Source organism: Castellaniella sp., from assembly GCF_034674885.1.
Taxonomy (GTDB): domain Bacteria; phylum Pseudomonadota; class Gammaproteobacteria; order Burkholderiales; family Burkholderiaceae_B; genus Castellaniella.
Window position 1 is genome coordinate 77284 of record NZ_JAUCDS010000003.1, and the last position, 24299, is coordinate 101582.

The window sequence follows — 24299 nt, forward strand, 5'->3', positions numbered from 1 at the left end:
GGGAAGTCCATCATGAGCAAGGAAATCGTTCACTCCGACTCGGCCCCGGCCGCCGTGGGTCCTTATTCCCAGGCAGTGGCCACGACCTCGAGTCGGCTGGTCTTCCTGTCCGGGCAGATCGGCCTGGAACCCGGCACCGGCGAACTGGTATCAGAGAACTTCGAAGGCCAGGTGCGCCAGTCCTTCGCCAATATGCAAGCCGTCATCGAAGCTGCTGGCGGTTCGCTGGACAATATCGTCAAACTGACGCTGTTCCTGACGGATCTCAGCAAGTTCGCCAGTGCCAATGCCATCATGGCGGAAATCATCCCCCAGCCTTATCCGGCGCGGTCCACCATCGGTGTCGCCAGCCTGCCCAAGGGCGCCCAGTTCGAGGTCGAAGCCATCCTGGCGCTCTGATCGGGCCGCGCCCGATGGCCCCACGCCCCTCGGCGGGCGAACGTCCAGCCAAGCCCGCAGGCACCCGGCAGGCGCGCCTCTTCGAGCGCCTGGGCTTGCGCACCCCGGCGGATTTCATCGTGCATCTGCCCCTGCGCTACGAAGACGAAACCCGCGTCACTCCAGTGGCCCAGGCTCGTCCGGGGACGCACGCCCTGTTCGAGGGCGACATCATCGACAGCGATATCCGGCTGCGGCCACGCCGCGAATTGCAGGCCACGCTCTCGGATGGCACCGGTCAGATGCAGCTGCGTTGGCTGCACGTCTATCCCGGTCAGCAGGCGCGCCTGCAGCCAGGGCGCCGGGTGCGCATCCGGGGAGAAGTGCGCATGGGCTATCAGGGCCTGGAAATGATCCACCCCCTGGTGTCCGAGCCAGGCACTCCGCTGCCCGACACATTGACGCCGGTCTACTCCACGACCCAGGGACTGTCGCAGGTCAGCCTGCGCAGGGCCATCGGCCAGGCGCTGGACCAGGCCGATCTGCGCGACACCTTGCCAGATGCCGTGCGCCAGAAGTACGAACTGGCGGATTTCGAGGCTTCCCTGCGCCTGCTGCACCATCCCGGTCCCGACATTTCTCTGGCATCGCTGGCCGAACACGAACACCCCGCCTGGCGGCGCATCAAATTCGACGAATTGCTGGCCCAGCAGCTGGCGCTGGCCGATGCCCGGGCCAGCCGGCGCGCGCAGCGCAGCCTGCCCCTGCTGGACAAAGGGCACCTGGGCCGCCAATTGCTGGCCGCCTTGCCGTTCCGTCCCACCGCCGCGCAGGCCCGCGCCATGGCCGATATCCAGGCCGATCTGCGCTGCGCTCACCCCATGCACCGCCTGCTGCAGGGCGACGTGGGCAGCGGCAAGACCCTGGTGGCAGCCTGGGCTGCCGCGCAGGCGGTCGACGCGGGCGCCCAGGTGGCCGTCATGGCGCCGACGGAAATTCTGGCGGAACAGCTGTGGCGAAAATTTTCCGAATGGTTCGAACCCCTGGGGGTCTCGATCGCCTGGCTGACGGGGGCATTGCCCGCTGCCCGCCGCCGCCAGGCGCTGCAGGATATCGCCTCGGGCCAGGCACGGTTGGCGGTGGGCACACAGGCCCTGATTCAGGACAAGGTCCAGTTCCAGTCGCTGGGGCTGGTGATCAGTGACGAACAGCACCGCTTCGGCGTCGGCCAGCGCCTGGCGCTCAGCCGCAAGGGCGACCAGGCAACGCACGTCCCTCACCAGCTCAGCATGAGCGCCACACCGATTCCGCGTACGCTGGCCATGGCCTTTTTCGCCGACATGGACGTGTCCGTGCTGGACGAACTGCCGCCGGGGCGCACGCCCGTGCGCACCCGCCTGTTCGCCGATCAGCGGCGCGATGAGCTGTTGCAGCACGTGGCCGCCGCCGTGCGCGAGGGGCAGCAGGCCTACTGGGTCTGCCCGTTGGTCGAGGAAAGCGAGGCCCTGCAGCTGCAGACGGCTGTCGATACCTGGGAACACCTGCGGGCCGAATTGCCCGACTTGCGCGTCGGCCTGATGCACGGACGCCTGGCAGCCCAGGAGAAGGCCGACACCATGGCCGCCTTCCGCCGCAACGATCTGGATCTGCTGGTCAGCACCACCGTCATCGAAGTCGGGGTGGACGTGCCCAATGCCAGCCTGATGATCATCGAACACGCCGAACGCTTCGGCCTGGCGCAGCTGCATCAGCTGCGCGGCCGGGTGGGGCGCGGCGCGCGGGAATCCACCTGCGTGCTGCTGTACCAGCCACCGCTGTCGGCCCTGGCCCGCGAGCGCCTGCGCGCCTTGTACGAAACCACCGATGGCTTCGAGATTGCCCGGCGCGATCTGGCCCAGCGCGGGCCGGGTGAATTACTGGGGGTGCGCCAATCCGGCCAGGCGCTGCTGCGTTTTGCCGATCTGAATACCGACGAAGACCTGCTGGAACAGGCGCGGGCGGCTGCCGGCTGGCTGTCAGCAGATTTTCCGGACCATGCCCGGGCCCATCAGCAGCGCTGGATGGCAGGCGCCATCCAGTACCTGCGCAGTTAGACCAAGAATACCAAGGGGGATCTGATGACTCTGACCGAATTGAAATACATCGTCGCGGTGGCGCGGGAACGCCATTTCGGCCGGGCCGCCGAAGCCTGCTTCGTCAGCCAGCCGACGCTGTCCGTGGCGATCCGGAAGCTGGAAGAAGAACTGGGCGTGGTCCTGTTCGAGCGTGGCGGCGCCGAAGTCGGCATCACGCCTATCGGGTTGCGAGTAGTGACGCAGGCGCAAAAAGTCCTGGAAGAGGGCGCCAATCTGCGCGAGATCGCCCGCCAGGGCCACGACCCCCTGGAAGGCCCGCTGCGGGTGGGCGTCATCTACACGATCGGCCCCTACCTGCTGCCGCATCTGGTGCCTGAGCAGATCCGCCGCACGCCACAGATGCCGCTGCTGCTGCAGGAAAACTACACAACCCGCCTGCTGGAACTGCTGCGCCAGGGCGAAATCGACTGCGCCATTGTCGCCTTGCCCCTGCCCGAAACCGGGCTGGCCCAGTGCGCCCTGTACGACGAGCCATTCTATGTGGCCCTACCGCATGATCATCCCTGGGCGCACGAAAAGCATATCGCCTCGCAGCGCCTGAAGGAAGAAACCATGCTGCTGCTGGGGGCCGGGCACTGTTTTCGCGACCAGGTGCTGGAAGTCTGCCCGGAACTGTCCCGCTATTCCGCATCCAGCGAAGGCATCCAGCGCACCTTCGAGGGCTCGTCGCTGGAAACCATCCGGCACATGGTGGCAGCCGGCATCGGCATCACCGTGATGCCCGCCAGCGCGCTGGGGATGCAGGGCGCCGAAAGCAAGCTGCTGCGCTTCATCCCGTTCGCACCGCCGGCACCGGATCGGCGGGTCGTGCTGGTCTGGCGCAAAAGCTTCCCCAGACAGGCGGCCATCGAGGCCCTGGTGCAGGCGGTGCGCAGCAGCGGGATGCCAGGCGTCAGAATGCTGGAAGAGTCCGTTGCCGCCGATACTGCCGCCGATTGAGGCGGCGCAAGACACGGGCCGCTGCGAAAGGCCCGCGCCGCCGAGCGCTCCGTCTGTCGTGCTATGCTGGAACCGTCTTGTCTTAACGGAGCATTTCATGGCCAAAGCCACCAAAAAGACCTCGTCCCCCAAAGCCCAGACGACCCCTTCGGGCCTGCCGATCAACATCGGCATTTCCGACAAGGACCGTGCCGCCGTTGCCTCCGAGCTCGCCCACACCCTGGCCGACACCTACACGCTGTACCTGATGACGCACAACTTCCACTGGAACGTCACGGGCCCGATGTTCAGCACCCTGCACCAGTTGTTCATGACCCAGTACACGGAAACCTGGCAGGCTCTGGACGCCATCGCGGAACGCATCCGCGCCCTGGGCCATTACGCGCCGGGCACCTATGCCGAATACGCCCGCCTCAGTTCCATCCAGGAACCCACCTCGGTGCCTTCGGCCGAAGACATGCTGCGCCTGCTGGTCGCCGGCAACGAGGCCGTCGCCAAGACTGCCCGCAAGGCCTTTCAGTGCGCCGACGCGGTCAACGATCAGCCCACCGCCGATCTGCTGACCCAGCGCCTGGACATCCACGAGAAGAACGCCTGGATGCTGCGCAGCCTGCTGGCCTGATCGGTTCCGTGCGCGCGAGCCGGCTGGCTCGCAGCAGGATGTCGGGAAAACCCCCGTACGTGGCATGATCCGCCCTGCGGGGGTTTCGTGTATTCTTTCTGGGTCTTTCAAAGGAGGTTGTATGAACATTCGCTTAACGCCGATGGTTGCAGCTTTGGGGCTTGCCACCGGCTTGATGATGTCTTCCGCGGCGAGCGCTGACACGATCAAGATCGCCATTGCGGGGCCTTACACCGGGGCACTGACGCAATACGGCGATATGGTCAAAGAAGGCGTGGACACGGCGATCGAAACCATCAACGCCAGTGGTGGCGTGCTGGGCAAACAACTCGAAGCCGTGGTGATGGATGACGCTTGCGAACCCAAACAGGGTCCGGTCGTCGCCAACCGCGTCGTCAATGAAAAGATTCACTATGTGGTCGGGCACGTGTGCTCGGGCGCCACGATCGCAGCGGCTCCGGTCTACAACAACGAAGGCGTAGTGATGGTGTCCCCGTCCGCGACCTCGCCCGCCGTGACCGACGGCAAGAACTACGACATGATCTTCCGCACCATCGGCCGCGATGACCAGCAAGGTCCCGCCGCAGCCGAATTCATCGCGCAGAAGATCAAGCCCAAAGCCGTGGCCGTGCTGCATGACAAACAATCGTATGGCCAGGGCATCGCCACGGCCGTGAAGAACGATCTGGAAAAAGCCGGCATCAAAGTCGTGCTGTTCGAGGGCATCAATGCCGGAGACAGCGATTATTCCGCCGTCATCACGAAACTGAAATCCGCCGGTGCCGACTTCGTCTACTACGGCGGCTACCACCCTGAAATGGGCCTCTTGCTGCGCCAGGGCGCCGAACAGGGCCTGCAGGCCAAGTTCATGGGTCCGGAAGGCGTGGGCAACCCCGACATCAACGCCATCGCCGGCCCGGCCGTCGAAGGCATGCTGGTGACGCTGCCGGCCGACTTCACGACTGATCCCGCCAACGCCTCCGTGGTCAAGGCCTTCAAGGACAAGAACCGCAATCCGGGCGGTGCATTCCAGCTGACTGCCTATGCGGCTCTGGAATCGATCGTCGCCGGCATCAAGGGCGTGGGCAAGGACGACCCGACCAAGGTCGCCGCCTGGCTGCATGCCAACTCGGTCAAGACCCCGATCGGCAACATCTCCTGGAATAAACAGGGCGACCTGAAGTCCTTCAAGTTCGACGTGTTCACCTGGCACGCGGACGGCTCGAAGACCGTCTTCAAGTAATCCTGTCCGATGCATGAAAAAGGCTGGGCCCCGATCGGGGCCCAGCCTTTTTTCAACGATCAGATGCAATGATCCAGCAGCGCGCTAGTCGTCGATCCTGCGTCCGGTGTCGGCATCGAACCAATGGGCCGGATGCTGACCGTCGGGTCCCAAAGTGATTGCGTCCCCGTGGGACAGGGGCCGGTCCCGGGTTTCCGTGACGGTGCATCGCAGGATCAGCGCCTGGTCTCCCCAGCGGGCATGGATCAGCTGTTCCGACCCCAGGATCTCGACGGTTTCCACCTGCGCCTGCAGGCCGGGGGCATTCAGGCGCAGGTGCTCGGGGCGCAAGCCCAGGATCAGCGCGGCCCCTGAAGCAGACGCGGGCGCCTGCACGGGCAGCACCTGGCCGTCCGGTCCCAGCACGCGGCCTTGGGCGTCTACGTTCACGTGCAGCAGGTTCATGGGGGGCGATCCGATGAAGCTGGCTACGAAGGTCGTGGCGGGGCGCTCGAAGACCTGGGCGGGGGTGCCGATCTGTTCCGGAACACCCTGATTCATGACGATCATGCGATGCGCCAGCGTCATGGCCTCGACCTGGTCGTGAGTCACGTACAGGCTGGTGGTTTTCAGGCGCTGGTGCAGCTTCTGGATTTCCAGCCGCATCTGCACGCGCAGTTTTGCATCCAGGTTCGACAGCGGCTCGTCGAACAGGAAGACGGAGGGTTCCCGGACGATGGCGCGGCCCATGGCGACGCGCTGACGCTGGCCGCCCGACAGCTGCCGGGGCCGCCGGTCCAGCAGATGGTCCAGTTCCAGGATACGGGCTGCGTCCTGGACCCGGCGCTGGATCTCGGCCTTGTCCATGCGGCGGATTTTCAGGCCGTAAGCCATGTTGTCGAAGACGCTCATGTGGGGATAGAGCGCGTAGTTCTGGAACACCATGGCGATGTTGCGTTCGGCGGGTTCCAGGGTATTGACGACCCGGTCACCGATGGCGATCTCTCCGTCCGTGACGGATTCCAGGCCGGCGACCATGCGCATCAGCGTCGATTTGCCGCAACCGGACGGGCCGACGATGACGACGAACTCGCCGTCCCGGACTTCCATGTCGATGCCGTGGATGACCGCGACGCCGCCGGGATAGGTCTTGCGCACATTGCGAAAGCTCAGGGTTGCCATGTAGACGTTTATCCTATTTTTCGGTATCGACCAGGCCCTTGACGAACCATTTCTGCATCAGGATGACCACCGCCGCAGGCGGGATCATGGCCAGCAGGGCGGTTGCCATGACCAGATTCCATTCAGTCACGCTATCGCCGCCGGCGATCATGCGGCGGATGCCCACCACCACCGGGTACATGTTTTCCTGGGTGGTGATGATCAGGGGCCACAGGTATTGATTCCAGCCGTAGATGAACTGGATCACGAACAGGGCGGCGATGCTGGTGCGCGACAGGGGGAACAGAATGTCCTTGAAGAACCGCATGGGGCCGGCGCCGTCGATGCGGGCTGCCTCGACCAATTCATCGGGCACGGTCAGGAAGAACTGCCGGAACAGGAACGTGGCCGTTGCCGAGGCGATCAGCGGCAGGGTCAGGCCGGCGTAGCTGTTGAGCATGCCCAGATTGGCCACCACGGCATAGGTGGGTGCGATGCGCACTTCCACGGGCAGCATCAGGGTGACGAAGATCATCCAGAAGCACAGCATGCGCAGCGGAAAGCGGAAATACACCACCGCAAAGGCCGACAGCATGGAAATGATGATCTTGCCGACGGCGATGGCCAGTGCCATGAACGTGCTGATCCACAGCATGCGGCCTACCGGCGGCGTATTCACGGCGTTGCCGGTCAGCACGGCCCAGTAGTTGCTGAAGAAATGCCCGCCCGGGATCAGGGACATGGGCGCCTGGGCGACTTCCTGGGCGGTCTGGGTCGAAGCCACAAAAGCCACGTAAAGCGGGAAGGCGATGACGGCCACGCCCAGAATCAGCACGGCATGGGATACCAGATCCAGCAGGGGACGGCGTTCAACCATGTTATCGGTCCTCTCAGTAGTTGACCTTGCGGTCAACGTAGCGGAACTGGATGGCGGTCAGGGTGATCACGATCAGCATGAGAATCACGGACTGAGCGGCCGAAGATCCCAGGTCCAGGCCCTTGAAGCCTGCGTTGTAGACCTTGTAGACCAGGATGTCGGTTGCCTGGCCAGGTCCGCCCTGCGTAACGACGTCGATCACCGCAAAGGTGTCGAAGAAGGCATAGATGAAGTTGATCACCAGCAGGAAGAAGCTGGTGGGAGACAACAGGGGAAACACGATGGACCAGAAGCGGCGCGCCGGCCCGGCGCCGTCGATGGCGGCGGCTTCGATCAGGGACCGGGGGATGGATTGCAGCCCGGCCAGGAAAAACAGGAAGTTGTAGGACACCTGTTTCCAGATGGAGGCAAAGACGATCAGGATCATGGCGTCGTTGCCATCCAGACGCGGGTTCCATGGCAGGCCCATCTGCACCATAGCCACGGCCAGGATGCCGACGGAAGGCGAAAACAGGAACAGCCACAACACCCCCGCCACGGCGGCCGCCACGGCGTAAGGCCAGATCAGCAGGGTCTTGTAGATCGCGGCGCCTCGCACCACCCGGTCGGCCATCACTGCCAGCAGCAGCGAGATGGACAGCCCGCCGAATGCCACCAGCACGGAAAACCAGGCCGTCGTGCGAAACGAGGCCAGGTAGTCCGCATTGGAGAACAGGTCGGCGAAATTGGCCAGCCCCACGAACTGTGAGGACAGGCCAAAGGGGTCTTCCAGGCGAAACGACTGCCACAGGGCCTGCCCGGCTGGCCAGAAGAAAAAGACCAGCGTGATGATCAACTGGGGGGCCAGCAGCAGCCAGGGCAGGGTTCGGTGGTGGAAGACGACGCGTTTTTCCATCGTTTACTTCACGCTCTTTTCAAAGCGCTCCAGCAGGGCGTTGCCTTCGGTGGTCATTTTCTTCAGACCGGCTTCCGGGGTCGTCTTGCCGGCGAAGATCTGTTCCATCGTCGCGTCCTCGATGTCGCGGATCTGCGGCAGGTAGCCCAGGCGGATGCCGCGAGAGTTGGCCGTGGTGTCGGCATTGAGCTGCTGGACCGCGACTTCGGTGCCGGGGTTCTTGTCGTAGAAGCCGGATTTCTTGGTCAGCTCGTAGCCGGCTTTGGTCACAGGTACATAGCCCGTGCCTTGGTGCCAGGCAGCGGCCTGTTCCGGGCTGGCCAGGAACTTGAAGAACTTGACCACACCTTTGTAAGTGGCGTCGGATTTGCCCGAGAACACCCACAGTGAGGCCCCGCCGATGATGGAGTTCTGAGGGGCGCCCTTGACGTCGGGGTAGTAGGGCAGGGTTGACGTCCCGAAGGCGAACTGGCCGGTCTTGATGACCGATGCGCGCATGCCGCTGGAACCGGTGTACATGCCGCATTTGCCCGACGTGAACAGGGCGTTGCCCGCGTCGCCGCGGCCGCCGTAGGTGAATTCACCAGCCTTGGCCATGTCGGACAGGAAGGTGATATGTTTTTTGAACAACGGGCTGTCGAGCAGCAGCCGGGCATCCAGGCCGCCGAAGCCGTTGTCCTTGGAGGCGTAGGGCACGTTGTGCCAGGCCGCGAAGTTTTCCAGCAGCACCCAGGACGGCCAGGCCGTGGAATAACCGCATTCCATGCCGGCTGCGCGCAGTTTCTTGGCAGCGTCAGCGACTTCGGGCCAGGTCTTGGGCGGGGCATCGGGATTCAGGCCGGCTTTCTTGAAGGCATCCTTGTTGTAGTACAGCACCGGCGTGGAACTGTTGAAGGGCATGGATACCAGCTTGCCATCCGGCGACGAATAGTAGCCCGCGACGGCTCCCAGGAAATCTTTCGGGTTGATCGGGTCGCCGACCTTGTCGGACAGTTCCTGCACCGGCATGACGGCGCCCTTGGCGTACATCATGGTGGCGGTGCCGACTTCGAAGACTTGCAGGATGTCAGGAGCGTTGCCCGCCCGGAATGCGGCGATACCGGCATTCATGGATTCACCGTACGCGCCCTTGTAGACCGGGTGCACCACGTAGTCCGACTGGCTGGCGTTGAAGTCCTTGGCGATTGCGTCCACACGTTCGCCCAGGGGGCCTTCCATGGAATGCCAGAAGGTGATGTCGGTGGCGGCCTGGGCAGCGCCGGCGCTGGTCAACAAAGCGGCCAGCACGGTCATGCGGGAAAGAGAAAATGCCATCAAAGTCTCCTGTGAATGCCTCCCCGGAAACCGCCGGGGTGGCGGCGAGGGGGATTGTAGGCAGGTATTGTGACGAGTTCATGTCGGCTTTGACAATCCCTGTTTGCCGCAATAGATGCCTTCCGAAGGGTGCGCCCGAGGGCAGCGCAGACGGGTTGTAACACGAATACGAACCGCGAGGCGGGGCAGGTGGGGCCTTGTCCTGGTTCAGTTTCCGAAGACATGATCGTACAATGATCCGCTATGGAAAAAGGACTCTCACTTGCACTGATTGGCGGCGGCAATATGGCCAACGCCCTGGCCAGCGGCCTGATCGGCCGGCGTTGCGCGGCAGCCGACGTTCACGTCATCGACCCGGGCGACGACACGCGCGCGCACTGGGAATCCCAGGGCACGACGACGGCTTCGGCACCCGACGCCCGGCTGTCGGCCTGCCGGGTCTGGTTCTTCGCCGTCAAGCCGCAGATCATGGCGCAGGTCGTCCAACAGTGCCGGCCCTGGCTGCAGCCCGACACCCTGGTCATCAGCATCGCGGCCGGCATCCCGGGTTCGGCGATCGCCCGCTGGCTGGGCGACGATGCCGCCCCCTACACGCGGATCGTGCGATGCATGCCCAACACCCCGGCCCTGATCGCCTGCGGCATGACCGGCATGGCGGCGCTGCCCGGCGTCGACGAATCGGATCGCGCCCTGGCCGAAGAACTGTTGCGGGCGGTCGGCGACGTCCTGTGGGTGGCCGACGATGCCGCCATCGACGCCGTCACGGCCGTGTCGGGCAGCGGGCCGGCCTATGTGTTTTTGTTCCTCGAAGCCCTGATGGCCGCGGGCATCGATCAGGGGCTCGCGCCCGAACAGGCGCGCCAGCTGGCGCTGGCGACCTTTCACGGGGCCACGCAGCTGGCCACGCTGTCGCCCGATTCGCCCGCCGTGCTGCGTGAACGAGTCACCTCCAAAGGCGGCACGACAGCGGCTGCCCTGGCCGTATTCCAGCAACGCGGGCAGACCGACATCCTGCGCGAGGCCGTCGCCGCCGCAGCGCGGCGCGCGGGCGAATTGGCCCGAGAATTCTCTGCCTGACCAACCCGCAGTGGCGTTCGCGGACAGGCACCGTTTGAGATCCCTCATGCAAAGCCGGATTTACATTGAGTCATCAGGGATTAACCGTAGTGACACCTCCGGACCAAATCGTCAGAATACGCGTGCCGCTCAGGGCGGAAGCAAAAATCAAGGCTTGGCGTCCCTGGCCTGAATGCCGGATCCGGCATTCCGATTGCCAGTGGCGCCTCTACCGGAGACATACTCAATGAAGTTCACGTTGCGCATCACCCCCGTCATTCTGGCATTTGGCGCGCTGTCGCTGGCTGCCGGCGCTCATGCCGACACGCTGAAGATCGGTATCCCTCAGCCGATGACCGGCCCCAACACCCAGTACGGCGATCAGATTCAGGCCGGTGCGCTCACTGCCATCGATGCGCTCAATGCCGCAGGCGGCATCAAAGGCATGAAAATCGAACCCCTGCTGATCGACGACGGCTGCGAACCCAAACAGGCAGTGCCTGCGGCCAACCGCGTCGTGAATTCCGGGGCGAAATTCGCGGTCGCCCATGCCTGCTCGGGCACGACCGTACCTGCCGTCAACGTCTACGAACAGGAAGGCATCGTCGCCATCACTCCGGGTGCGACCTCGCCGCTGGTGACCGACACGATCAAGCCGCACTTCTTCTTCCGCACCATCGGGCGCGACGACCAGCAAGGCCCGTTCGCCGCCGAATACATTGCATCGGCACTCAAGCCCCAGAAAGTCGCCATCCTGCACGACAAGCAGACCTATGGCTCGGGCGTGGCCACCCAGGTGCAGAAGACCCTGCAGGAAAAGGGCGTGAACATCGCCATGTTCGAAGGCATCAACGTAGGTGACAGCGATTATTCCGCCGTCATCTCGAAACTGAAGGCTCTGGGGCCCGATCTGATCTATTTCGGCGGCTACCACCCCGAACTGGGTCTGCTGCTGCGCCAGGCTCGCGAACAAGGCCTGGACACCCAGTTCATGGGTCCCGAAGGCGTCGCCAACAAGGACCTGGCCGCCATTGCCGGCCCGGCTGTCGACAAGCTGCTGGTGACCCTGCCCGCCGACTTCACGAAACGCAAGGGCAACGAACAGATCCTGGAGAACTTCAAGAAATACAACCGCAGCCCGGACGGCGCCTTCACCATGACGGCCTATGCCGCCGTGCAGGTGCTGGCCGACAGCATCAACGCTGTGGGCGCCGATCCCGCCAAAGTCGCCGACTACATGCACGGCAACAGCTTTGACACCGGCATCGGCAAGGTGGATTACGATGCCAAGGGCGACCTGAAGCATTTTGAATTCGCCGTCTTCCGCTGGGATGCCAACGGCAACCTGACCCAGATCCAGCCCTAAGGGCTCGGCAAGCCCCGGCAACCGCCGGGGCTGCATCCCCCCGGCCAGGCCCCAAGCCCGGCCTTTATCCTGTACATCCCCTGCCATTATGTCCGACTTGCTCCCCCTCTTGACGCAACAGCTGTTCAACGGCTTGTCGCTGGGCGCCATTTACGCCCTGATTGCGATTGGCTACACCATGGTCTATGGCATCATCGGCATGATCAATTTCGCCCACGGCGAAATCTACATGATCGGTGCCTATGTCGGCCTCGTGACCCTCTCGGCCATTGGTGTCAACAGCGGCCTGCCGTTGCCCATCATGATCCTGATCATGCTGATCATGGCCATCCTGGTGACCGCCGTGTACGGCTACGCGGTCGAGAAGATCGCCTACGCTCCCTTGCGCAACAGCCCCCGGCTGGTGCCCCTAATTTCCGCCATCGGGATGTCGATCTTCCTGCAGAACTGGGTTGCCACAGGGCAGGGCGCCCGCGACATGGCCGTGCCGGCCCTGATCAGCGGATCCGTCGATTTCACCATCGGCCTCAGTAATTTCACCGTGACTGCGCCGTATTCCCGCATCCTGATCATCGTAGTGACCGTGCTGATGATGCTGGGCCTGACGCTCTTCATCAAATACTCGCGCACTGGCCAGGCCTCGCGTGCCTGCTCCCAGGATCTGCACATGGCCAACCTGCTGGGCATCGACACCAGCCGCATCATTTCCTACACCTTCATGATCGGCGCCATGATGGCGGCCGTCGGCGGGGTGCTGATCGCTCTGGCCATCGGCAAGCTGAATCCCTTCATCGGCTTTATCGCCGGCATCAAGGCCTTTACCGCCGCCGTGCTGGGTGGCATCGGCAGCATTCCCGGCGCCATGCTGGGCGGGGTCCTTCTGGGCCTGGCGGAAACCTTTGCCGCTGCCTTCATTTCGTCGCAGTACAAGGACATCGTCGCCTTCCTGCTGTTGGTCTTCATCCTGATGTTCCGTCCGACGGGGCTGTTGGGCAAACCCGAGGTGGAAAAGGTCTGATGATGCACAACCTCAAAAATTCGCTGATTGCCGCCGTGATGGCCGGCGTCATCATCGCGCCGGTCTACGGTCTGCAGATTCTGCGGCGCGGCCAGGAAACCTATCTGCAACCCGACTGGAAAATGATCATCGGCGGCATGCTGCTGGTCTTTGTGGTGCAGATGCTGCGCCCCCTGGTCAAATTCAAGAAATCCAGCGGCACATCGCGCTTCACGCTGCCCACGTTCTCTGACAAGACCCGCCACAAGGCCATCATCGTGCTGGTGCTGTTTGCCGTGGTCTGGCCCTTCTTCACCGGCCGTGCCCAGGTGGACATCGCCACGCTGGTCCTGATCTACGTGATGCTGGGGCTGGGGCTGAACATCGTGGTGGGCTTTGCCGGCCTGCTGGATCTGGGGTTCGTGGGCTTTTACGCCACCGGCGCCTATACCTATGCACTGCTGTATCACTGGGCGGGCTGGGGATTTTGGGAAGCCCTGCCGTTCGCCGGCCTGGTCTCGGCAATGTTCGGCTTCATCCTGGGGTTTCCGGTGCTGCGGCTGCGAGGCGACTATCTGGCCATCGTCACGTTGGGCTTTGGCGAGATCATCCGGCTGATGCTGATCAATCTGTACACATTCACCGGTGGCCCGGATGGCATTTCCGGCATTCCCAAACCCTCCTTCTTCGGCTATCAGATGGTGCGCCGCTCGATGGACGGTTCTCCCACCTTCCATGAACTGATGGGCTGGTCCTTCAACAGCCAGGACGTGGTGACCTATCTGTACCTGATGGCCCTGGTGCTGGTGCTGTTCACGCTGTATTTCACCAGCCGCCTGATCCGCATGCCGATCGGCCGCGCCTGGGAAGCCCTGCGCGAGGACGAGATCGCCTGCCGCTCGCTGGGCCTGAATCCACGCAACATCAAATTGTCCGCCTTCACCATGGGCGCGATGTTTGCCGGGTTCGGCGGGGCGTTCTTCGCCGCCCGCCAGGGCCTGGTCAATCCCGAATCATTCACCTTTATCGAATCGGCCCTGATCCTGGCGATCGTGGTGCTGGGCGGCATGGGCTCGCAGTTGGGCGTCATCCTGGCAGCCGTGCTGCTGACGGTGGTCCCCGAGATCGCCCGTGAATTCGCCGAATACCGCATGCTGATCTTCGGCCTGGTGATGGTGGTGATGATGGTGTGGCGCCCGCAGGGCCTGCTGCCGGTGAAACGTCCGCAAGTGGAATTGGAATCATGAGTGAAACATTGCTGAAGGTCAGCGGACTGACCATGCGGTTCGGCGGCCTGCTGGCCGTCGACCAGGTCGAATTCGACGTGCGCCGCGACGAAGTCTTCGCCATCATCGGCCCCAACGGCGCCGGCAAGACCACCGTCTTCAACTGCGTGGGCGGTTTCTACAAACCCACCACGGGCGACATCCTCATGGACGGCAAGGCCATCACCGGCCTGCCCAGCCACAAGGTCGCCCGCCACGGCCTGGTGCGCACGTTCCAGAACGTGCGCCTGTTCAAGAACCTGACGGTGCTGGAAAACCTGCTGGTGGCCCAACACACCCTGATGCAGACCCGGCTGATCCCGGGGCTGCTGAAGTTGCCGTCTTTCCGGCATTCCGAGGCCGATGCCAAGAAACGCGCCGTCCAGTGGCTGGATTTCATGGGCATCCGCCAATACGCCAACCGGGAAGCCGGCAACCTGGCCTATGGACACCAACGCCGTCTGGAAATCGCCCGCTGCATGATCACTCAGCCGCGCCTGTTGATGCTGGACGAACCGGCAGCCGGCCTGAATCCCCAGGAAAAACGCGACCTGTCGGCGCTGATCGACCAGTTGCGCCGCGAATACGGTGTGGCGGTGCTGCTCATCGAGCACGACATGAGCCTCATCATGGGGGTGTCGGATCGCATCCTGGTCATGGAACACGGCAAGCCCATCACCACCGGCCTGCCTCAGGAGGTCCGCACGGATCCCCGCGTCATCAAAGCTTATCTGGGGGAATGACCGTGCTCAAACTGGAAAATATCAGCACGTTTTACGGCGCCATCCAGGCGCTGGACGATGTCTCCGTCGAGGTCAACCAAGGCGAGATCGTCACGCTGATCGGCGCCAACGGCGCAGGCAAGACGACCTTGCTGATGACGGTCTGCGGCAACCCTCGGGCCCGGTCCGGGCGCATCACCTTCCTGGGTGATGACATCACCGAACAGCCCACGCATACCGTCATGCAGCGCGGCATCGCCATCTCTCCAGAGGGCCGACGCGTGTTTCCCGACCTGACGGTCGCGGAAAACCTGAACATGGGCGCCTTCTTCCTGGACAAGGCCCAGACCGAAGAAAGCATGGACCACGTCTTCGATCTGTTCCCCCGCCTCAAGGAACGCGCCGCCCAGCGGGCTGGCACCATGTCCGGGGGTGAACAGCAGATGCTGGCCATCGGCCGGGCGCTGATGACGCGCCCGAAACTGTTGCTGCTGGACGAGCCCACGCTGGGTCTGGCGCCGCTGATCATTGCGCAGATCTTCGACATCATCCGCACGATCCGCGAAGAAGGCGTCACGGTCTTCCTGGTCGAGCAGAACGCCAACAAGGCGCTGCAGGTGGCCGACCGGGGCTACGTGCTGGAAACCGGCAAGGTCGTCCTGGCCGACACCGGTGCGAACCTGCTCAGCAACGACGAGGTCCGCAAGGCGTACCTGGGAGCCTGATCGGCGTCGCGGATGAAAACTGCCCGGCTTGGCCGGGCAATTTTCGTCTGTGATCGATCTGTACACAGGGCAGCCCGATGCGCAGGCCCTCCCACTTCGCGGCCTGCAGGCCGCTCAGATTGATCTGTACACAGGACAGCCCGCAGGGGGCTGTCCTGTGTCAGATCAATCCCTGCTGCTTCAGCGCCGCCTGGACGCCAGGGTCGTCCTGCATGCGCTTCTGGAACTTGCGCAATTCTTCCATGCCGGGCAGAGCGATCTGCTTGGCGTCGGCCCACATCAGCATGACGAACAGGTAGGCATCCGCCACCGAGCGTTCGCCGGCCAGCCAGTTGCGGCCCTTCAGGCGATCGTTGGTGATGACAAACAGGCTTTTCAGCTTTTCGCCGGCCTTGGCGGCCAGAATCTTGGCAATTGCCTCGTCGCCGCCGCTGTAATAGGGCGCGGCAAAGACCAGATTGAACGTGCGGTGGATGTCGGAATTGCACAGGCTGAGCCAGCGGCGGGCTTCCGCGCGGGCGCGGGGCGTCTCGCCCAGCAGCTTGGCCTCGGGGTGGAGTTCGGCCAGATAGTCCAGGATGGCGGCGCTTTGCGTCAGCACGAAATCGCCATCCACCAGCGTCGGGACGGCACCGGCGGGGTTCAGTTTCAGGTAGGCGGGTTCCTTGGTTTGTTCGCGGGTCAGGCGCTCGGTCTCGTAGGGCTTGCCGATCCATTCCAGCACGATGTGCGTCACCAAGGGGCATGCGCCCGGGAAATAATAGAGTTTCATAGTATTTTCGACCAAAAATAAGGTTCAGAACGTCAAGGCTGTTATACCACCGCTGCCTCGAACCGAGGGGCTGGCTTAGAGTAGACTAGGGTTCTTCGAATACGGAACACTCATTCAAAGGCCCCTCATGGACCCTCTGCGCATCGTCTTCCTGGATCGAGACACTCTGCCTGCCTCCATCGACATCCCGGCGCCAGAGGTCCCTCACGAATGGGTAGCTCACGGGCGGACCCGCCCGGAACAGGTGGCCGAACGCATCCGGGATGCGGACATCGTCGTCACCAACAAGGTCGTCCTGAACGCGGCCGTGCTGCAACAGGCGTCCCGCCTGCGCATGGTGGCGCTGACCGCCACCGGCACAGACAACGTCGATCTGGACGCCTGCAACCAGCGCCGCATCATCGTGTCCAATGTGCGCGATTACGCCGTCCACACCGTGCCGGAACACACCTTTTCCCTGATGCTCGCCCTGCGGCGCAATCTGCTGGCCTATCGGCAGTCGGTGGCGGACGGACGCTGGCACGACAGCGGCCAGTTCTGCTATTTCGATTTTCCCGTGCGTGACCTGGCGGGTTCCACCCTGGGCATCATCGGCCGGGGCGCCCTGGGCGAAGCCGTCGCGGAAATCGCCCGGGCGTTCGACATGCGCGTGCAGTTCGCCGCGCGGCGGGATGCCGGTTCGCTCACCGAAGACTACACGTCGTTCACTCACGTGCTGCGCACCAGCGACGTCATCAGCCTGCATTGTCCCCTGAACGACCAGACGCGCGGCATGATCAGCGACGCCGAATTTGCCCTGATGGAACGCAAGCCCCTGCTGATCAACACCGCCCGAGGCGGCCTGGTCGACGAACGGGCCCTGGAACGCGCCTTGCAAAGCGGCCAGATCAGCGGGGCGGGGTTTGACGTCGCCACGCAGGAACCCCCCGCGCCCGACCACCCGATCCTGCGGCTGCTGCGGTTTCCGAACTTCATTCTGACGCCGCACGTGGCCTGGGCCAGCGAAGAAGCCATCCGCGCCATGGCCCATCAGGTGCGCGACAACATCGAAGCCTTCTGCCGCGAGTCGCCACGCAACGTGGTGGCCGGATTCCATGGCTGAAATTGGATAGAGACCCCATGTCATTGCCTTTACGACTGGCCATCAACGGTTATGGCCGCATCGGGCGCTGCGTGCTGCGCGCCTGGATGGAATCGGCCGACCCGGACGCCATTCAGATCGTTGCCATCAACGAGCCGGCCGATCTGGAATCCATGGCCTACCTGACCCGCTTCGACTCTACCCACGGCGTGTTTCCAGGCGAAGTCGGCGCGCTGGACGGTGGCCTGCGAGTACGGGGCCAGGACATCCAGGTGTTCCATGCCCGGGAACCCGCAGAGGTGCCCTGGAGCGACCTGGGCCTGGATCTGCTGCTGGAATGTTCCGGCACCTACGGCACGCGCGAGCGCCTGCAGGGCTTTCTGGACGCGGGCTGCCCGCGCCTGCTGGTCTCCAATCCCGGGCATAGCGCCGCCGACGTGGACGGCACCATCGTGCACGGCATCAACGACGCGGACCTGCGAGCCGACCAGCGGATCGTATCGGCGGCATCCTGCACAACCAATGCCATCGTGCCGGTTCTGGACCTGTTGGATCGTCACCTCGGGGTGCGCAGCGCCTTCCTGACCACGCTGCATTCCGTCATGAACGATCAGCCCATGATCGACGGCTATCACCATTCGGATCTGCGGCGCACCCGGTCTGCCATGCAGTCCATCGTGCCGGTGACGACCGGCCTGGCCCAGGGTGTGGAACGCCTGCTGCCGCAACTGGCCGGCCGCATCCAGGCCAAGGCCGTGCGAGTGCCGATCCTGAACGTCTCGGCCATCGACCTGACCGTCAATCTGGCCCAGGCGACTTCGGTCGACGCGCTGAACGCCTTGCTGACGCAAGCTGCGCAGTCCTGTCCCCATCTGCTGGCCTGCACCCGCCAGCCGCATGCCTCCATCGATTTCAACCACGACGCGCATTCCGCGATACTGGACCTGGGACAGACGCGGGTGAACAACGGGCATTTTGCCAATCTGCTGGTGTGGTTCGACAATGAATGGGGCTTTGCCAACCGGATGCTGGACATCGCCCGGATCTGGGCCGACCTGTTCCGGCCGGCCCGCCCCGAATAGGCCCATCCGACGATCGAGCCGCTCGACAGTTTTTCCATCGAAACGATACAGGAGTTCAACATCATGGCCGACAGCCGTACCGAAACCGATTCCATGGGGGCGATCGAAGTCCCTGCCGCGCATTACTGGGGCGCCCAGACGCAGCGGTCCATCCAGAATTTCCCGATCGGCGTGGATCGCTTCCGTTGGCAGGCTCCCATCATCCACGCGCTGGGCGTGCTGAAAAAGGCCGCCGCCCAGGCCAACGCCGAACTGGGCGAACTGCCGGCCGACATCGGCAACCTGGTCGTGCGCGCTGCCGACGAAGTCATCGAGGGCAAACTGAACGCGGAATTCCCGCTGGTCGTCTTCCAGACCGGGTCGGGCACGCAGTCCAACATGAACGCCAATGAGGTCATCGCCAATCGCGCGATCGAGCTGGCGGGCGGCGTCATCGGCAGCAAGTCCCCGGTGCACCCCAACGACCACGTCAATCGCGGCCAGTCGTCCAATGACACCTTCCCGACCGCCATGCACATTGCCGTGGCTACCGAACTGGCTCGGCACTTTTTCCCGGCTGTCGGTAGACTGCGCGCCACATTGGATGTCAAGGCCAAGGCCTACCAGAGCATCGTCAAGACCGGCCGCACCCACCTGCAGGATGCCACGCCCATCACCTTGGGCCAGGAAATCAGCGCCTGGGTGGCGCAACTGGATTTCGCGCTGGATGCCGTACAGGCCGCGCTGCCCGGGGTCTACGACCTGGCCATCGGCGGCACGGCCGTGGGCACGGGCCTGAACGCCCATCCGCGCTTTGGCGAATTGGCGGCCGCCCGCATCGCAGACATCACCGGCCTGCCATTTCGCAGCGCCGAAAACAAGTTCTTCGCCTTGTCGGCCCATGATGCCCTGGTCAGCCTGTCGGCGGCCCTGCGCACGCTGGCCGGCGCCTTGATGAAGATTGCCAACGACGTGCGCTGGCTGGCCAGCGGCCCGCGCTGCGGCATCGGTGAACTGGTCATCCCGGAAAACGAGCCCGGTTCGTCCATCATGCCGGGCAAGGTCAACCCGACCCAGTGCGAGGCCATGACCATGGTCTGCGTCCAGGTCTATGGCAACGACGCCGCCGTGGCCTTTGCAGGGTCACAGGGCAATTTCCAGCTGAACGTCTACAAGCCCGTCATGGTGCACAACGTGCTGGAGAGCATCGGCCTGCTGGCCGATGCCTGCCTGTCCTTCGACGAGCACTGCGCCGTAGGGATCGAACCCAACACGGACCGCATCGAACAAAATCTGGAAAAGAACCTGATGCTGGTCACGGCACTGAACCGCCACATCGGCTACGACAAGGCGGCTGCCATCGCCAAAAAAGCCCATAAAGAGCACAGCACCCTGCGCCAGTCCGCGCTGGCGCTGGGCTTCCTGACGGATGCGCAGTACGATGAATGGATCGTCCCCCTGGATATGACCCATCCCAGCAAAGGCTGAACCATGAGCACCCCCGTGCAGATCAAGCGCGTTTACGAATCGCCGGCCGACAGCGACGGCCTGCGCGTACTGGTAGATCGCTTGTGGCCCAGGGGCTTGTCCAAGGCTTCGTTCCAGCATGACCGATGGTGCAAGGATCTGGCGCCCAGCGCCGATCTGCGCAAATGGTTCGGGCATCAACCCGAACGCTGGGAGCAGTTTCGCCGCGATTACGTGGTGGAACTGCAGTCCGAAGCCGCCCAGGATCTGATGGACGACATCCTGTCGACAGCCCAGGGGCGCGCGATCACACTGCTATACGGCGCCCGGGATACCGAACACAATCAGGCGGTCGTGCTGGCCCAGGTGCTGACGGATCGGGCTCGGCACAATCGGGGCAAGGCCTCGCACTAGGGTGGCGCACGGCCACCCTTCACTCATCGACTGGCCGCCTGCGGGGCGGGCAGGGCAGGAGAACGCATGCTGTTGGTCTATTTCGGGGCGCAATCGGTCTGGGCCCTGGGCTTGCTGGGCCTGGTGCTGCTGTTGGCCGTTGTCATCGGCATCCAGGCTCACCGCAGTCGGGCGCAAGGGGGCAATGAAGAGCTGCCCGGCATGCTGGGCGAAGTCACCGAACCGTCCGATGCGCAGGGTCGATCCCGGGCGCTGGTGCGCGGCGAAATCTGGCTGGTGCGTTGCGCCACCCCCCTGCATCCAGGGCAGACCGTCCGAGTCATGCAGGCTCAAGGCCTGACGCTGCAAGTGGAACCAGTGACGAACCACGATGTTTCCTTAGGAGAATCCACATGATGTTTCTGGATCTGGGCTCCGGTGTCAGCCTGATCGTACTGATCTTTCTGCTGCTGGTGCTCTTCAAGCTCTTTCACATCCTGCGCGAATACGAGCGGGCCGTCGTCTTCACGCTGGGGCGCTTCACGGGGGCGAAAGGCCCTGGCCTGATCATCGTCATCCCGTTCCTGCAGCAGATTGTGCGCGTAGACATGCGCGTGATCACTATGGATATTCCGCCCCAGGACGTGATTTCCCGCGACAACGTTTCGGTGCAGGTCAATGCCGTGGTGTATTTCCGGGTGGTCGACCCCGGCAAGGCCATCATCCAGGTGGAACACTTCCTGGAAGCCACCAGCCAACTGGCGCAGACCACTCTGCGGGCAGTCCTGGGCAAACATGAACTCGATGAAATGCTGTCGGAACGCGAAAAGCTGAACCTGGACGTGCAGACGATCCTGGATGCCCAGACCGATGGCTGGGGCATCAAGGTCACCAACGTCGAGATCAAGCATATCGATCTGAACGAAACCATGGTGCGCGCCATGGCGCGCCAGGCCGAAGCCGAGCGTGACCGGCGCGCCAAGGTCATTCACGCAGAAGGCGAGCGTCAGGCCGCTCAGGCCCTGGCAGAAGCCGCCCATACCCTGGCCCGGGAACCGTCCTCGATGCAGCTGCGATATCTGGAAACCCTGACGCAGGTGGCGGGCGACAAATCGTCCACGCTGGTGTTCCCGATCCCCATTGATCTGCTGGCCGGATTTATCGGGCAGACGCGTCCGACTCCGCCAGCAACTGGCCTATCGCCGCGCCCACCCGCAGATCGTCCAGCTGACCAAAGTGATGCAACCGGATCCGGCCCTGTTCGTCCAGAATGAAGAGGGTGGGGGTGCCCTGCATGCGCCAGGCCTGCATGGTCAGCGGAATGGGGTTGCCCCGGGGGTCCGGGCGATCGATGCCCACCGGGAAATGGATACGGTATTCGTGCAGGAAGGCCCGCAGGGCGACTTCGCCCATGGCGGCGTGATGCTCGAAGACCGTGTGCAAGCCGATGACCTGCACCCGTCCCGGCGGAAAAGCCTGATGGATGGATTTGGCCTGAGGGATGCCGTGCGACACGCATCCCGGGCACAGCATCTGAAAGGCATGGACGACCACGACTGACCCGCGCAAGTCTTCCAGCGACAGCGGGGCATCGGTATTCAGCCAGCTTTCCACATCCCATGCGGGGGCCAGATCGCCCGTGATCATCGCCATGTCCTTCCAGTGCGCCAAGCCCCATCATAGGCCCGCCCGTGGGCAATAGGGAAGGCCTACAATGTTTGGCGGTATTCCCACATTCGACGGTCGGCCATGGTGTAATAAGGCCCCAAATCCTCTTTTCCGCACACTGGAGATTGACTCATGAAACTGTCTGCACTGGCTTTGTGCATTCCCTTGCTGGCCCTGGGGCAGCTTGCCCACGCAGCGCCGGATTACGCTCAAGTCAAGGACATTCTCACGAAGAATGCCTGTCTGGCGTGCCACGCCGTCGATAAAAAGGTCATCGGGCCATCCTATGACGAAGTCGCTGCCAAACACAAAGGCCAGGCAGATGCCGCAGCCATCCTGACCAAGCACATCAAGGAAGGCAGCACGGGCAATTACGGCCCCATCCCCATGCCGCCCAACGCCGGCATTTCCGATGCGGACATCCAGACCGTGGTCGAATGGCTCGTCGCCGGCGCGGCGCACTGATCGGCGCCGGAGCACCTGGGTGAATCCGCACTACGATGTACTGATCATCGGCAGTGGCCTGGCGGGCCTGACCGTCGCCTTGCACCTGGCGGCGGATAAAAAGGTAGCCGTGCTGTCGAAAAAGGCCTTGCTGGATGGCGCCAGCAACTGGGCCCAGGGCGGCATCGCCGCCGTGCTGGATTCCCAGGACAGCCACGACGAACACATGGCCGACACCCAGGTGGCCGGAGCCGGCCTGTGCGATGTGCAGGCAACGCGGCACATCGTCGAACAAGGGCCTTCCGCCATCGACTGGTTGATCAAGCTGGGCGTGCCCTTCACCCCCGACCAGGGGGCGGAACTGGGCTTTCACCTGACCCGCGAAGGTGGCCACAGCCAGCGGCGCATCATCCACGCTGCCGACGAAACCGGCCACCTGGTGCAGTTGACGCTGGAACAGCAGGTGCGGGCGCATCACAACATCACGCTGCTGGAACATCATTCCGGGGTCGAACTGATCACCAGCCGCATCCTGGAGCCTCACGGCTCGGCCATGCCCGACGCACCCGCTCGCTGCCTGGGCGCTTATGTCTACGATGAACGCGGCGATCAGGTGCGCACTCTTCTGGCCGGCCAGGTCGTGCTGGCCACGGGTGGCGCGGGCAAGGTCTACCTGCACACCAGCAATCCCGACACCTCGACAGGCGACGGCATCGCCATGGCCTGGCGGGCGGGCTGTCGGGTGGCCAATATGGAATTCATGCAGTTCCATCCCACCTGCATGTACCATCCCCAGGCCAAATCCTTCCTGATTTCCGAGGCCGTGCGCGGCGAGGGCGGTGTCCTGCGCCTGCCGGCGGCCGCCGGTGCCCAGGCCGGCGAACGCTTCATGCAATGGCACGACGAGCGCCTGGAACTGGCTCCGCGCGATGTGGTTGCCCGCGCCATCGATTTCGAGATCAAGAAACGCGGCCTGACACACGTGGAACTGGACATCAGCCACCGGTCGCCTGAATTCATCCGCGAACATTTCCCCACGATCCACGCACGCTGCCTGGAATTCGGCATCGACATGACACGCGAACCGATCCCGGTCGTGCCGGCCATGCATTTCACTTGCGGCGGGGTCGTGATCGACCTGAACGGTCGCACCGACATCCCGGGCCTGTACGCCGTAGGGGAAACCGCCTATACCGGCCTGCATGGCGCCAACCGCCTGGCCAGCAATTCCCTGCTGGAATGTCTGGTGATCGGCCGCAATGCGGCGCACGATATCGATGCGCAGCCTGCGCCCGCGCCGATGTCGGGGCAACGGGTGCCGGACTGGGACGACAGCCGCGCCCGCGACGGGGCCGAGGCCGTGCTGGTCACGCACGCCTGGGACGAAGTCCGACGCCTCATGTCCAACTACGTCGGTATCGTGCGCACGCAGAAACGCCTCGGTCGCGCACGCCAGCGCATCAGCCTGCTGGAACAGGAAATCGAGGCCTACTACCAGGAATATCGCGTCACCAGCGACCTGCTGGAATGCCGCAACCTGATCCAGGTCGCGGCTCTGGTGGTGGCCGCCGCCTTGTCGCGCAAGGAAAGCCGGGGCCTGCACTACTGCCAGGATTTCCCCTGGACGCTGCCACGCGCGCTGCCCACCGTCATGACGCCTGATGCCGGTTTCCGCTGAAAACGTTCGGGCCCGCTGCAATGAGCGGGCCCGAACGCGGGGTGGGCGGAAGCATGCCGCC

Annotated in this window: 25 protein-coding genes; 19 read left to right on the forward strand and 6 right to left on the reverse strand. The window is 63.7% G+C overall.

The features are described 5' to 3' along the window. Positions 1 to 12 precede the first annotated feature (12 nt). From VDP74_RS03455 to VDP74_RS03475, 5 genes are all read left to right on the forward strand, one after another. The gene (locus tag VDP74_RS03455) at positions 13 to 399 is read left to right on the forward strand and encodes a Rid family detoxifying hydrolase (protein WP_322998229.1); all 387 of its coding nucleotides are present in this window, start codon (positions 13 to 15) and stop codon (positions 397 to 399) included. Positions 400 to 413: 14 nt separating this feature from the next. Continuing rightward, positions 414 to 2471 (forward strand): ATP-dependent DNA helicase RecG, encoded by a 2058-nt coding sequence (gene recG / locus VDP74_RS03460; RefSeq protein ID WP_322998230.1) that lies wholly within the window; start codon positions 414 to 416, stop codon positions 2469 to 2471. A 24-nt stretch (positions 2472 to 2495) separates the two neighbouring features. Further along, a complete protein-coding gene (locus VDP74_RS03465) occupies positions 2496 to 3452 on the forward strand; it encodes a LysR substrate-binding domain-containing protein (protein ID WP_322998231.1) in 957 nt (318 codons plus the stop codon). A 97-nt stretch (positions 3453 to 3549) separates the two neighbouring features. Continuing rightward, complete coding sequence (locus tag VDP74_RS03470; protein WP_322998232.1) at positions 3550 to 4074, forward strand: Dps family protein; 525 nt, start codon at positions 3550 to 3552, stop codon at positions 4072 to 4074. Positions 4075 to 4195: 121 nt separating this feature from the next. Further along, on the forward strand, positions 4196 to 5317 hold the full coding sequence (locus tag VDP74_RS03475) for a branched-chain amino acid ABC transporter substrate-binding protein (RefSeq protein WP_322998233.1): 1122 nt from the start codon (positions 4196 to 4198) through the stop codon (positions 5315 to 5317). Between the two features lie 84 nt (positions 5318 to 5401). Here VDP74_RS03475 and VDP74_RS03480 read toward each other — a convergent pair whose 3' ends face one another. From VDP74_RS03480 to ugpB, 4 genes are read right to left on the reverse strand one after another with little or no spacing between them, the layout of a single operon-like run. Beyond that, a complete protein-coding gene (locus VDP74_RS03480) occupies positions 5402 to 6478 on the reverse strand; it encodes a sn-glycerol-3-phosphate import ATP-binding protein UgpC (RefSeq protein WP_322998234.1) in 1077 nt (358 codons plus the stop codon). 13 nt (positions 6479 to 6491) lie between these two features. Continuing rightward, positions 6492 to 7334, reverse strand: coding sequence for a sn-glycerol-3-phosphate ABC transporter permease UgpE (ugpE, locus tag VDP74_RS03485; RefSeq protein ID WP_322998235.1), 843 nt, complete (start codon positions 7332 to 7334; stop codon positions 6492 to 6494). 13 nt (positions 7335 to 7347) lie between these two features. Continuing rightward, entirely contained in the window at positions 7348 to 8229 is an 882-nt protein-coding gene (ugpA, locus tag VDP74_RS03490) for a sn-glycerol-3-phosphate ABC transporter permease UgpA (protein ID WP_322998236.1), read from the reverse strand. 3 nt (positions 8230 to 8232) lie between these two features. After that, positions 8233 to 9543, reverse strand: a complete 1311-nt coding sequence (gene ugpB, locus VDP74_RS03495; protein ID WP_322998237.1) for a sn-glycerol-3-phosphate ABC transporter substrate-binding protein UgpB — start codon at positions 9541 to 9543, stop codon at positions 8233 to 8235. A gap of 243 nt (positions 9544 to 9786) precedes the next feature. Between ugpB and proC the strand changes: the two genes are divergently transcribed. The 6 genes from proC (at position 9787) to VDP74_RS03525 (ending at position 15674) form a co-directional block, all read left to right on the forward strand. Continuing rightward, the gene (gene proC / locus VDP74_RS03500; protein ID WP_322998238.1) at positions 9787 to 10620 is read left to right on the forward strand and encodes a pyrroline-5-carboxylate reductase; all 834 of its coding nucleotides are present in this window, start codon (positions 9787 to 9789) and stop codon (positions 10618 to 10620) included. Between the two features lie 226 nt (positions 10621 to 10846). Continuing rightward, complete coding sequence (locus VDP74_RS03505) at positions 10847 to 11965, forward strand: high-affinity branched-chain amino acid ABC transporter substrate-binding protein (protein WP_322998239.1); 1119 nt, start codon at positions 10847 to 10849, stop codon at positions 11963 to 11965. A gap of 88 nt (positions 11966 to 12053) precedes the next feature. Next, positions 12054 to 12983: an ABC transporter permease subunit gene (locus VDP74_RS03510; protein ID WP_322998240.1), complete on the forward strand. Its 930-nt coding sequence runs from the start codon at positions 12054 to 12056 to the stop codon at positions 12981 to 12983. Beyond that, positions 12983 to 14209, forward strand: a complete 1227-nt coding sequence (locus tag VDP74_RS03515; RefSeq protein ID WP_322998241.1) for a high-affinity branched-chain amino acid ABC transporter permease LivM — start codon at positions 12983 to 12985, stop codon at positions 14207 to 14209. Before VDP74_RS03510 ends, VDP74_RS03515 begins: the two co-directional genes overlap by 1 nt. Continuing rightward, complete coding sequence (gene livG, locus VDP74_RS03520; protein ID WP_322998242.1) at positions 14206 to 14970, forward strand: high-affinity branched-chain amino acid ABC transporter ATP-binding protein LivG; 765 nt, start codon at positions 14206 to 14208, stop codon at positions 14968 to 14970. The genes VDP74_RS03515 and livG overlap by 4 nt, the downstream gene beginning before the upstream one ends. A gap of 2 nt (positions 14971 to 14972) precedes the next feature. Continuing rightward, on the forward strand, positions 14973 to 15674 hold the full coding sequence (locus VDP74_RS03525) for an ABC transporter ATP-binding protein (RefSeq protein ID WP_322998243.1): 702 nt from the start codon (positions 14973 to 14975) through the stop codon (positions 15672 to 15674). A gap of 160 nt (positions 15675 to 15834) precedes the next feature. On the opposite strand, the gene VDP74_RS03530 is transcribed toward VDP74_RS03525, so the two are convergent. Beyond that, positions 15835 to 16446 carry a glutathione S-transferase family protein gene (locus tag VDP74_RS03530; protein ID WP_322998244.1) on the reverse strand — a complete coding sequence of 204 codons (612 nt, stop codon included), beginning with the start codon at positions 16444 to 16446 and terminating at the stop codon, positions 15835 to 15837. A gap of 127 nt (positions 16447 to 16573) precedes the next feature. Between VDP74_RS03530 and VDP74_RS03535 the strand changes: the two genes are divergently transcribed. From VDP74_RS03535 to VDP74_RS03560, 6 genes are all read left to right on the forward strand, one after another. After that, the gene (locus VDP74_RS03535; protein ID WP_322998245.1) at positions 16574 to 17548 is read left to right on the forward strand and encodes a D-2-hydroxyacid dehydrogenase; all 975 of its coding nucleotides are present in this window, start codon (positions 16574 to 16576) and stop codon (positions 17546 to 17548) included. 17 nt (positions 17549 to 17565) lie between these two features. Then, positions 17566 to 18609 carry a type I glyceraldehyde-3-phosphate dehydrogenase gene (locus tag VDP74_RS03540; RefSeq protein ID WP_322998246.1) on the forward strand — a complete coding sequence of 348 codons (1044 nt, stop codon included), beginning with the start codon at positions 17566 to 17568 and terminating at the stop codon, positions 18607 to 18609. A gap of 63 nt (positions 18610 to 18672) precedes the next feature. Further along, positions 18673 to 20076 (forward strand): class II fumarate hydratase, encoded by a 1404-nt coding sequence (gene fumC / locus VDP74_RS03545; protein ID WP_322998247.1) that lies wholly within the window; start codon positions 18673 to 18675, stop codon positions 20074 to 20076. Between the two features lie 3 nt (positions 20077 to 20079). Continuing rightward, positions 20080 to 20469, forward strand: a complete 390-nt coding sequence (locus VDP74_RS03550) for a DUF488 domain-containing protein (protein WP_322998248.1) — start codon at positions 20080 to 20082, stop codon at positions 20467 to 20469. 66 nt (positions 20470 to 20535) lie between these two features. Beyond that, positions 20536 to 20865 (forward strand): NfeD family protein, encoded by a 330-nt coding sequence (locus VDP74_RS03555; protein WP_322998249.1) that lies wholly within the window; start codon positions 20536 to 20538, stop codon positions 20863 to 20865. Next, positions 20865 to 21722 (forward strand): slipin family protein, encoded by an 858-nt coding sequence (locus VDP74_RS03560; RefSeq protein ID WP_322998317.1) that lies wholly within the window; start codon positions 20865 to 20867, stop codon positions 21720 to 21722. The genes VDP74_RS03555 and VDP74_RS03560 overlap by 1 nt, the downstream gene beginning before the upstream one ends. Here VDP74_RS03560 and VDP74_RS03565 read toward each other — a convergent pair. After that, entirely contained in the window at positions 21607 to 22101 is a 495-nt protein-coding gene (locus VDP74_RS03565; protein ID WP_322998250.1) for a redoxin domain-containing protein, read from the reverse strand. The two genes, VDP74_RS03560 and VDP74_RS03565, sit on opposite strands and share 116 nt — an antisense overlap. A gap of 147 nt (positions 22102 to 22248) precedes the next feature. Between VDP74_RS03565 and VDP74_RS03570 the strand changes: the two genes are divergently transcribed. Then, positions 22249 to 22581, forward strand: a complete 333-nt coding sequence (locus VDP74_RS03570) for a c-type cytochrome (protein WP_322998251.1) — start codon at positions 22249 to 22251, stop codon at positions 22579 to 22581. A gap of 19 nt (positions 22582 to 22600) precedes the next feature. Next, on the forward strand, positions 22601 to 24238 hold the full coding sequence (gene nadB / locus VDP74_RS03575; protein WP_322998252.1) for an L-aspartate oxidase: 1638 nt from the start codon (positions 22601 to 22603) through the stop codon (positions 24236 to 24238). The last annotated feature ends 61 nt before the right edge of the window (positions 24239 to 24299 follow it).

What these genes read in the sequence shown, in the direction of transcription:
- VDP74_RS03455 (WP_322998229.1), top strand. Translation starts at nt 13, where the DNA reads ATGAGCAAGGAAATCGTTCACTCCGACTCGGCCCCGGCCGCCGTGGGT.
- recG (WP_322998230.1), top strand. Translation starts at nt 414, where the DNA reads ATGGCCCCACGCCCCTCGGCGGGCGAACGTCCAGCCAAGCCCGCAGGC.
- VDP74_RS03465 (WP_322998231.1), top strand. Translation starts at nt 2,496, where the DNA reads ATGACTCTGACCGAATTGAAATACATCGTCGCGGTGGCGCGGGAACGC.
- VDP74_RS03470 (WP_322998232.1), top strand. Translation starts at nt 3,550, where the DNA reads ATGGCCAAAGCCACCAAAAAGACCTCGTCCCCCAAAGCCCAGACGACC.
- VDP74_RS03475 (WP_322998233.1), top strand. Translation starts at nt 4,196, where the DNA reads ATGAACATTCGCTTAACGCCGATGGTTGCAGCTTTGGGGCTTGCCACC.
- VDP74_RS03480 (WP_322998234.1), bottom strand. Translation starts at nt 6,478, where the DNA reads ATGGCAACCCTGAGCTTTCGCAATGTGCGCAAGACCTATCCCGGCGGC.
- ugpE (WP_322998235.1), bottom strand. Translation starts at nt 7,334, where the DNA reads ATGGTTGAACGCCGTCCCCTGCTGGATCTGGTATCCCATGCCGTGCTG.
- ugpA (WP_322998236.1), bottom strand. Translation starts at nt 8,229, where the DNA reads ATGGAAAAACGCGTCGTCTTCCACCACCGAACCCTGCCCTGGCTGCTG.
- ugpB (WP_322998237.1), bottom strand. Translation starts at nt 9,543, where the DNA reads ATGGCATTTTCTCTTTCCCGCATGACCGTGCTGGCCGCTTTGTTGACC.
- proC (WP_322998238.1), top strand. Translation starts at nt 9,787, where the DNA reads ATGGAAAAAGGACTCTCACTTGCACTGATTGGCGGCGGCAATATGGCC.
- VDP74_RS03505 (WP_322998239.1), top strand. Translation starts at nt 10,847, where the DNA reads ATGAAGTTCACGTTGCGCATCACCCCCGTCATTCTGGCATTTGGCGCG.
- VDP74_RS03510 (WP_322998240.1), top strand. Translation starts at nt 12,054, where the DNA reads ATGTCCGACTTGCTCCCCCTCTTGACGCAACAGCTGTTCAACGGCTTG.
- VDP74_RS03515 (WP_322998241.1), top strand. Translation starts at nt 12,983, where the DNA reads ATGATGCACAACCTCAAAAATTCGCTGATTGCCGCCGTGATGGCCGGC.
- livG (WP_322998242.1), top strand. Translation starts at nt 14,206, where the DNA reads ATGAGTGAAACATTGCTGAAGGTCAGCGGACTGACCATGCGGTTCGGC.
- VDP74_RS03530 (WP_322998244.1), bottom strand. Translation starts at nt 16,446, where the DNA reads ATGAAACTCTATTATTTCCCGGGCGCATGCCCCTTGGTGACGCACATC.
- VDP74_RS03535 (WP_322998245.1), top strand. Translation starts at nt 16,574, where the DNA reads ATGGACCCTCTGCGCATCGTCTTCCTGGATCGAGACACTCTGCCTGCC.
- VDP74_RS03540 (WP_322998246.1), top strand. Translation starts at nt 17,566, where the DNA reads ATGTCATTGCCTTTACGACTGGCCATCAACGGTTATGGCCGCATCGGG.
- fumC (WP_322998247.1), top strand. Translation starts at nt 18,673, where the DNA reads ATGGCCGACAGCCGTACCGAAACCGATTCCATGGGGGCGATCGAAGTC.
- VDP74_RS03550 (WP_322998248.1), top strand. Translation starts at nt 20,080, where the DNA reads ATGAGCACCCCCGTGCAGATCAAGCGCGTTTACGAATCGCCGGCCGAC.
- VDP74_RS03555 (WP_322998249.1), top strand. Translation starts at nt 20,536, where the DNA reads ATGCTGTTGGTCTATTTCGGGGCGCAATCGGTCTGGGCCCTGGGCTTG.
- VDP74_RS03560 (WP_322998317.1), top strand. Translation starts at nt 20,865, where the DNA reads ATGTTTCTGGATCTGGGCTCCGGTGTCAGCCTGATCGTACTGATCTTT.
- VDP74_RS03565 (WP_322998250.1), bottom strand. Translation starts at nt 22,101, where the DNA reads ATGGCGATGATCACGGGCGATCTGGCCCCCGCATGGGATGTGGAAAGC.
- VDP74_RS03570 (WP_322998251.1), top strand. Translation starts at nt 22,249, where the DNA reads ATGAAACTGTCTGCACTGGCTTTGTGCATTCCCTTGCTGGCCCTGGGG.